This is a genomic window from Silvania sp. (assembly GCF_051656365.1).
Classification (GTDB): Bacteria; Pseudomonadota; Gammaproteobacteria; order Enterobacterales; family Enterobacteriaceae; genus Enterobacter; species Enterobacter hatchlandensis.
Window position 1 is genome coordinate 114,653 of sequence record NZ_JBOGBT010000039.1, and the last position, 7,981, is coordinate 122,633.

Here is a 7,981-nt window from a genome sequence, read left to right on the forward strand (position 1 = left end):
TATTGTAGCTGTCAGTGTAGTCAGGAAAGGAAGGCGTTTGAAGGGGTTCCGCCCTTTCACCGGGTATAGCGCAAGGATCGCCAAACGTGTCCTTGCTGGAATCTACTTCGGAAATTAATTTAATAATCCTAGAATATAATATACAAAATATAGATCATTTTAATAAAAACAATATTAATAACAAAGCATTTAATTAATAATAAAATCACGGTTTAAAATTAATAAATATACATAAACCTGTTAAGAGTGAATAATCTGAGTTTTATTATATGGTTTTTCTTTTTAAAACATGCATTTACAAAAAAAATACCCTTATCTTTAAAATACATCTTCGTTTTTAATCACAAATGGACGTGGCAATGAAAAACAAATCTCCTCAGTTAAATTCAATAACAACGTCGTTAGGGAAAATATTTCCAGCGTTATTTGTATTTACGCCGTTAATAGTTAATGCAGGAACAATTGAAGAATCAACTTCAGAAGCGCAAATTTTCTCCAGCGATACGACATATACGATTAATGATAATGTCATTATTTCTCCAGCAACAACGGCACCTTCAGTAACGCTCGAGAACAGTGTGGTAACAAACGTTGAAAACCGAGGTACCATTACCGGTGCTGGTGATGGGCTTCTGATCAGTACCGGTGGACAAAACCTCCTTGTTGATAACAACCAAGGTGCAACCATCGAATCCACTGCCGCAAATGCGATCACAGTTGAGGAGATGGCAGGAAACATTACCAATGCCGGAAAGGTTATCGGCTCTGAATATGGAATTCAGGTTGGTGAAAATATTTCCGGAATAATTATAACCAATAACACCTCAGGTCATATCGAAGGTAAAACGGCGATAACCACCAATGAAGGCATTACCCTTGAAAACGATGGTGTCGTTAAGGGTAACCAGGGTAATAGTATCGAATTCCTGAGCACAGGCGGTAGCAGCCTGACAAATATCGGCACGATTGAAGGTAACACTAACGGTATTTTAGTTGCCGATAAAACCAAAGTGAATATCATCAATACCGGTGTCATTAAAGGCTCCGGGAGCGCAATAACCTTCAGTAGTGACAAGAAAAACACGCTAACACTTAATACGGACTCGCAGCTTGTGGGCGATGTTATTTCTACCGTGTCCAGCTCAAATACGCTTACATTATTGGGTAACGGAAGCGAAGACAGCAATTTTATTGGTCTGAATGATGGCGATGGTTTCGCGTCCCTGACCATGTCAGGTACCGCGTGGGATCTGACCGGCAACGTGGATATTATCGGTACGGATGATTCGCTTAAGGTCGATACCGGTAAGCTGACTCTGGCAGGTACGGTCAACAACGCTGGCAACACCCTGATTTCCGATAGCGCCACCCTGCAGTTGGGCAACGGGGAGAAAACCGGGGCCTTAAGCGGAACGCTGACCAACAACGGTACGCTGGTATTTAACCAGGCTGCAGATTCCACCTTTGCCACTGCCATTACCGGCACCGGCAGCGTGACCAAAACGGATGCCAATATCCTGACCCTGACCGGCAATAACAGCTATACCGGCAATACGCTTCTAAGCAGCGGTACCACGCTGGTCGCCGAAGGTGCAACGCTTGGCACGCAGGGCAATACCGCCACCCTTACGGTTGATAACGGCGCCACCTTCGCCAGCGCAGGCACCGTCAATACCAACGTGGATATCCTGAGCGGCGGCGTCCTGGCATCCTGGAATGCCGTGCAGGGGACCGCATCCTCCAGCGCTTCAACCCTCAATACCATCAATGGCAACGTCACCAACAGCGGCATGCTGCAAATCGGCGGACTGAATGACAGCGTGGGCAACGACTTCACCATCAACGGGGATTACACCGGCACAAGCGGCAGCCTTATCTCGATGAACAGCGTGGTGGCCGATGATAATTCTGCTACCGACCATCTGACCATCACCGGCAGCAGCGCGGGTGGATCAGGTATCAACATCACCAACATCGGCGGCGCAGGTGCACAGACCGTCAATGGTATGCAGGTAGTGAGCGTGGGTGGTACCTCTGCGGCAGCGTTCTCGTTGTCCAGCCCGGTCGTGGTAGGAGCATGGGAATATAGCCTGAACCAGCATAGCGACGGCAACTGGTATCTGGAATCGGTCGATACCACCCCGATTCCTGATGTCATTCCAGACGATGACAGCGGTACTGACGGCAATGTTACGCCGGATGATGGCGGCAGTGACGACAGCGGCACAGATACGAATGGCAATGAGGATGGCGGCAACACGCCACCGGCCCCGAATAATCTTGCGCCAGAAGTCGGCGCTTATTTAGGTAACTATCTGGCGGCACAGGACATGTTCCTGCACAAACGTGACGATCGCGATCAGCTGACGCTGCGTGATGAAGACGATCTCAATACCTGGATGTATGTCAAAGGCCGCTATCATGAAAATGACGTGGCGGGCGGCAAAGTGAGCTACGACACCACTCAGTACGTAATGCAGGTCGGCAGCGATTTCATCAGCAAAAAGATGGATACCGGTGTTTTACACAGCGGGATGATGTTCGGTGCGGGTCAGGCAAAAACCGACTCCACCTCAACGGGCAGCAATCGCTCCGCTCAGGGTAAAGTCGATGGTGTGAACGTGGGCGTCTATGCCACCTGGCAGGAAGATCAGCAGCTGCGCAAAGGCAGCTATATCGACAGCTGGGCCTCCTTCGGCTGGTATCACAACACACTGCGCAGCGACGATCGTAGCGATGAGTCTTATAACAGCAAAGGCTTTGCCGCCTCGCTGGAAGCGGGTCACGCCTGGGTTGTTGATTCAGAGAGCGAAAGGACCTGGAAGATTGAACCGCAAATTCAGGCGGTGTATAGCTATCTTGACCAGGAAAATCACACTGACGCCGACGGGGTACGGATCTCCACCCCTGATAACGACACCCTTCTCGGCCGGGCGGGCGTGAAAACCAGCTACTTTAACCAGAAAGATGTCCAGGCATGGCAACCCTATGTGGCCGTCAACTGGTTAAAAGGCGCAGGTCAGAACGATATCGCCTTTAACGGCGAGAAGTTCAGCAACGACACACCGGACGACCGTGGTCAGCTGGAGCTGGGCATTACCGGTAAGCTGAATCCAACCACCATGATCTCGCTGCGCGCCAGCGGCGAATGGGGCGAGAACAGCTACGACGCCTATGGCGGTCATATTTTGCTGAACCATCGCTGGTAATCACACTTCCGCAACAACCCATGCAGTGGCCCAGGCCACTGCATTTTTTTATCAGTTCTTCAGTTCACCCATCGATTTAACCTGATCGCGGTTAATCTGTTCCGTCTGGCCGGTCTCGGCATTTTCATAGGACACCAGTCCGGTATCGTCATCTATCTGCGGTTTTCCGTCGGTGACGATCGTTTTGCCATCGGTGGTTTTCACCGCCTGGTTAGAGGAACAACCGGCAACGGTAAACAGCGCTGCGGCAGCAAAAATTGAAGTCATCAGAAGTTTATTTCGCATGGTGTTCTCCCTGCGTTTCAGTTGGATTTAATTATCACGCTGATAATTTTAGGCTAACTGACTGGTGGGAGATGAAAAAGCAGAAGGTTCTGAAGAGAGGTGTAAAAGCCCGGCGACGCGTTGCGCCGCCGGGTTACAACAGTTACTTGTTAATTTGCGCGTGCATTTCCTGCACCGAAATCACCTTCTCGGTAGCATCCGCATTCAGCGCCATGGCTGTTGCGAAACCGCCGTTCAGGGTGGTGTCGTAGTGCACTTTGTACTGCAGCGCGCTGCGGCGGATCAGCTTGGAGTCTTCAATCGCCTGACGCCCTTCGGTGGTGTTGATGATGTAGGTGTATTCGCCATTCTTGATACGGTCCTGAATGTGCGGACGACCTTCATGCACCTTGTTCACCAGACGCGGGTTGATGCCTGCTTCGCCCAGCACAATCGCGGTACCGTGGGTGGCATCCAGCTCAAAGCCCTGTTTCAGCAGTTTCGCCGCCAGGTCCACCACGCGCTCTTTGTCGCCTTCACGTACGGAGAGCAGCGCACGGCCCTGTTTCTTCATGGTGGAGTTGCTACCCAGCTGTGCTTTAGCAAAGGCTTCTGCAAAGGTGCGGCCGACGCCCATCACTTCCCCGGTAGAGCGCATCTCTGGCCCTAACAGCGGGTCAACGCCCGGGAATTTGTTGAACGGCAGGACCACTTCCTTCACCGAGTAGTACGGCGGGATAATCTCTTTGGTTACGCCCTGCTGTGCCAGCGTCTGGCCCGCCATCACGCGCGCCGCCACTTTTGCCAGCGGTACGCCGGTGGCTTTACTGACGAAGGGCACGGTACGCGCCGCACGCGGGTTGACTTCAATCAGGTAGACTTCGTTATCTTTCACCGCGAACTGGACGTTCATCAGGCCGCGCACCTGCAGCTCGAAGGCCAGTTTCTGCACCTGCTGGCGCATCACATCCTGAATATCCTGGCTCAGAGTGTACGCAGGCAGAGAACATGCCGAGTCACCAGAGTGAACGCCCGCCTGCTCGATGTGTTCCATGATGCCACCAATCAGCACCATTTCGCCGTCGCAGATGGCATCGACATCCACTTCTACCGCATCATCCAGGAAGCGGTCCAGCAGCACTGGCGCATCGTTAGAGACGCTGACGGCGGTCTGGAAGTAACGGCGCAGGTCTGCTTCGTCGTAGACGATTTCCATTGCGCGGCCACCCAGCACGTAAGACGGACGCACCACCAGCGGGTAACCAATCTCTTTGGCCTTCTCAACGGCCATTTCAATTGCGGTGACGGTGGCGTTGGCTGGCTGTTTCAGCTTCAGACGGTCTACCGCCTTCTGGAAACGTTCGCGGTCTTCTGCACGGTCAATCGCATCCGGGCTGGTACCGATAATCGGCACACCTGCGGCTTCCAGCGCGCGCGCCAGCTTCAGCGGGGTCTGGCCGCCGTACTGCACGATAACGCCCTTCGGCTTCTCGATGCGCACGATTTCCAGCACGTCTTCCAGGGTCACCGGCTCGAAATACAGACGGTCAGAGGTGTCGTAGTCGGTCGAAACCGTCTCTGGGTTACAGTTGACCATAATGGTCTCGTAACCGTCTTCGCGCAGCGCCAGCGAGGCGTGTACGCAGCAGTAGTCAAATTCGATGCCCTGGCCGATACGGTTTGGACCGCCGCCGAGTACCATAATTTTATCGCGATCGGTGGAGGGATTTGCTTCGCACTCGTCTTCGTACGTGGAGTACATGTAGGCGGTGTCGGTGGCAAATTCTGCCGCACAGGTATCCACGCGTTTGTAGACCGGGTGCAGGTTGTACTGGTCGCGCAGCTTACGGATTTCTGATTCACGCACGCCAGCCAGCGTCGCCAGACGCGCATCGGCAAAGCCTTTGCGCTTCAACATACGCAGGAAGTCCGCGTCGAGGCCGGTAATGCCCATTTCCGCAACCTGCTCTTCCAGACGCACCAGCTCTTCAATCTGTACCAGGAACCAGCGGTCGATGTTGGTCAGGTTGAACACGCCGTCGACGGACAGGCCCGCACGGAACGCGTCAGCGATATACCAGATACGCTCGGCGCCTGCGTCTTTCAGCTCGCGGCGGATTTTCGTCAGCGCTTCCGGGTCTTCCAGGCTCACTTTCGGGTCAAAGCCCATCGCGCCCACTTCCAGCCCGCGCAGTGCTTTCTGCAGAGATTCCTGCTGGGTGCGGCCAATCGCCATCACTTCACCGACTGACTTCATCTGCGTGGTCAGACGGTCGTTCGCACCGGCAAATTTCTCGAAGTTAAAGCGAGGGATCTTGGTGACAACGTAGTCAATTGACGGTTCGAACGAGGCCGGGGTGCGGCCACCGGTAATGTCGTTCATCAGCTCATCGAGGGTGTAACCCACCGCCAGCTTCGCCGCCACTTTCGCAATCGGGAAGCCGGTCGCTTTCGATGCCAGCGCGGAAGAACGGGATACGCGCGGGTTCATCTCGATAACAATCAGACGGCCGTTCTTCGGGTTGACCGAGAACTGCACGTTAGAGCCGCCGGTTTCGACGCCAATCTCACGCAGTACCGCCATCGAGGCGTTACGCATGATTTGATATTCTTTGTCAGTCAGGGTCTGCGCAGGTGCCACGGTGATGGAGTCACCGGTGTGGATACCCATGGCGTCGAAGTTTTCGATAGAGCAGACGATGATGCAGTTGTCGTTTTTATCACGCACCACTTCCATCTCGTACTCTTTCCAGCCAATCAGCGACTCATCAATCAGCAGCTCTTTGGTTGGGGAAAGATCCAGACCACGTTCGCAAATCTCTTCGAACTCTTCGCGGTTGTACGCAATACCGCCGCCGGTGCCGCCCATGGTGAAGCTAGGGCGGATGATGCACGGATAGCCCACGTCAGCGGCAACCGCCAGCGCTTCTTCCATGGTGTGTGCGATACCGGAACGCGCGGTGTCGAGGCCGATTTTCTTCATTGCCACGTCAAAACGGCGGCGGTCTTCCGCTTTATCAATCGCGTCGGCAGTGGCGCCAATCATGGTCACGCCGAACTCAGCCAGCACGCCCTGACGCTCCAGCTCCAGCGCGCAGTTCAGCGCCGTCTGGCCACCCATCGTCGGCAGAACTGCATCCGGACGTTCTTTTTCAATAATTTTGCGTACCACTTCCCAGTGAATCGGCTCGATGTAGGTCGCATCAGCCATATCCGGGTCGGTCATGATGGTGGCCGGGTTGGAGTTCACCAGAATTACGCGGTAACCCTCTTCACGCAGGGCTTTACACGCCTGGGCACCAGAGTAGTCGAATTCACAGGCCTGGCCGATAACGATCGGGCCAGCGCCAAGGATCAGGATGCTTTTTATGTCTGTACGTTTTGGCATGGTCTTCTCGGCTCCTGATTATTTAGCAGTCTTACGGTATTGCTCGATAAGTTCGATAAAGTGATCGAACAGCGGCGCGGCATCGTGTGGGCCTGGGCTCGCCTCCGGGTGTCCCTGGAAGCTGAACGCCGGTTTATCGGTGCGATGGATGCCCTGCAGGGTGCCATCAAACAGTGATTTGTGCGTCACGCGCAGGGTGGCAGGCATTGAGTCCTCATCCACCGCAAAACCGTGGTTCTGTGCAGTAATCATCACCGTGTCGTTGTCGATATCTTTCACCGGGTGGTTACCACCGTGGTGACCAAACTTCATCTTCACGGTTTTTGCCCCACTCGCCAGCGCAAGCAGCTGATGGCCGAGACAGATGCCGAATACCGGAATGTCGGTTTCGAGGAAGGTCTTAATCGCATCAATTGCGTAATCGCACGGAGCCGGGTCACCCGGGCCGTTGGAGAGGAAGATCCCATCCGGGTTCATCTTCAGCACTTCGTCAGCTGGCGTCTTCGCAGGCACCACCGTCAGGCGGCAGCCGCGGTCAACCAGCATACGCAGGATGTTGCGTTTGGCGCCGTAATCGTAAGCCACCACGTGGAACGGCAGGTCGCCTTCTTTTTTGGCTTCCGGCAGGTCGCCTTCCAGCGTCCAGCTCCCCTGGGTCCAGCTGTAGGATTCTGCCGTCGTCACTTCTTTCGCCAGGTCCATGCCGTTCAGCCCTGGGAAGGCTTTGGCTTTTTCTTGTGCCAGTGCCACATCCAGGTTGTCGCCGGCAATGATGCAGCCGTTCTGTGCGCCCTTTTCACGCAGCAAACGCGTCAACTTACGGGTATCGATATCGGCAATCGCCACGATGTTGTGACGTTTCAGGTAGGAAGAGAGGTCTTCGGTATTGCGGTAGTTGCTGGCAATCAGCGGCAGGTCGCGAATAATCAGACCTTGGGCATGTACCTGAGAGGACTCTTCATCAGCAGCGTTGGTGCCGACATTACCAATATGGGGATAAGTAAGAGTGACGATTTGGCGGGAATAGGAAGGATCAGTGAGGATTTCTTGATAACCGGTCATTGAAGTATTGAAAACGACTTCCCCAACCGCCGAACCTGTTGCCCCTATGGCCCGACCG

The 7,981-nt window shown here is 53.9% G+C and carries 5 protein-coding genes; 1 reads left to right on the forward strand and 4 read right to left on the reverse strand.

Annotated features, from left to right (window positions below; all coding sequences use genetic code 11):
* Window positions 1-376: 376 nt before the first annotated feature.
* On the reverse strand, window positions 377-739 hold the full coding sequence (locus tag ACRDD5_RS08275) for a hypothetical protein (RefSeq protein ID WP_271282487.1): 363 nt from the start codon (window positions 737-739) through the stop codon (window positions 377-379).
* Here ACRDD5_RS08275 and ACRDD5_RS08280 point away from each other — a divergent pair.
* A complete protein-coding gene (locus ACRDD5_RS08280) occupies window positions 726-3,209 on the forward strand; it encodes an autotransporter family protein (RefSeq protein ID WP_438676448.1) in 2,484 nt (827 codons plus the stop codon). The two genes, ACRDD5_RS08275 and ACRDD5_RS08280, sit on opposite strands and share 14 nt — an antisense overlap.
* Before the next feature lie 51 nt (window positions 3,210-3,260).
* Here ACRDD5_RS08280 and ACRDD5_RS08285 read toward each other — a convergent pair whose 3' ends face one another.
* The 3 genes from ACRDD5_RS08285 to carA all read right to left on the reverse strand — a co-directional run.
* Complete coding sequence (locus tag ACRDD5_RS08285) at window positions 3,261-3,494, reverse strand: YgdI/YgdR family lipoprotein (protein WP_271282489.1); 234 nt, start codon at window positions 3,492-3,494, stop codon at window positions 3,261-3,263.
* 142 nt (window positions 3,495-3,636) lie between these two features.
* On the reverse strand, window positions 3,637-6,861 hold the full coding sequence (carB, locus tag ACRDD5_RS08290) for a carbamoyl-phosphate synthase large subunit (protein WP_438676449.1): 3,225 nt from the start codon (window positions 6,859-6,861) through the stop codon (window positions 3,637-3,639).
* Window positions 6,862-6,879: 18 nt separating this feature from the next.
* The coding region (gene carA, locus ACRDD5_RS08295) for a glutamine-hydrolyzing carbamoyl-phosphate synthase small subunit (RefSeq protein WP_438676450.1) at window positions 6,880-7,981 on the reverse strand (1,102 nt) is incomplete at its 5' end.

What these genes read in the sequence shown, in the direction of transcription:
- carB (WP_438676449.1), bottom strand. Translation starts at nt 6,861, where the DNA reads ATGCCAAAACGTACAGACATAAAAAGCATCCTGATCCTTGGCGCTGGC.
- ACRDD5_RS08275 (WP_271282487.1), bottom strand. Translation starts at nt 739, where the DNA reads ATGTTTCCTGCCATCTCCTCAACTGTGATCGCATTTGCGGCAGTGGAT.
- ACRDD5_RS08280 (WP_438676448.1), top strand. Translation starts at nt 726, where the DNA reads ATGGCAGGAAACATTACCAATGCCGGAAAGGTTATCGGCTCTGAATAT.
- ACRDD5_RS08285 (WP_271282489.1), bottom strand. Translation starts at nt 3,494, where the DNA reads ATGCGAAATAAACTTCTGATGACTTCAATTTTTGCTGCCGCAGCGCTG.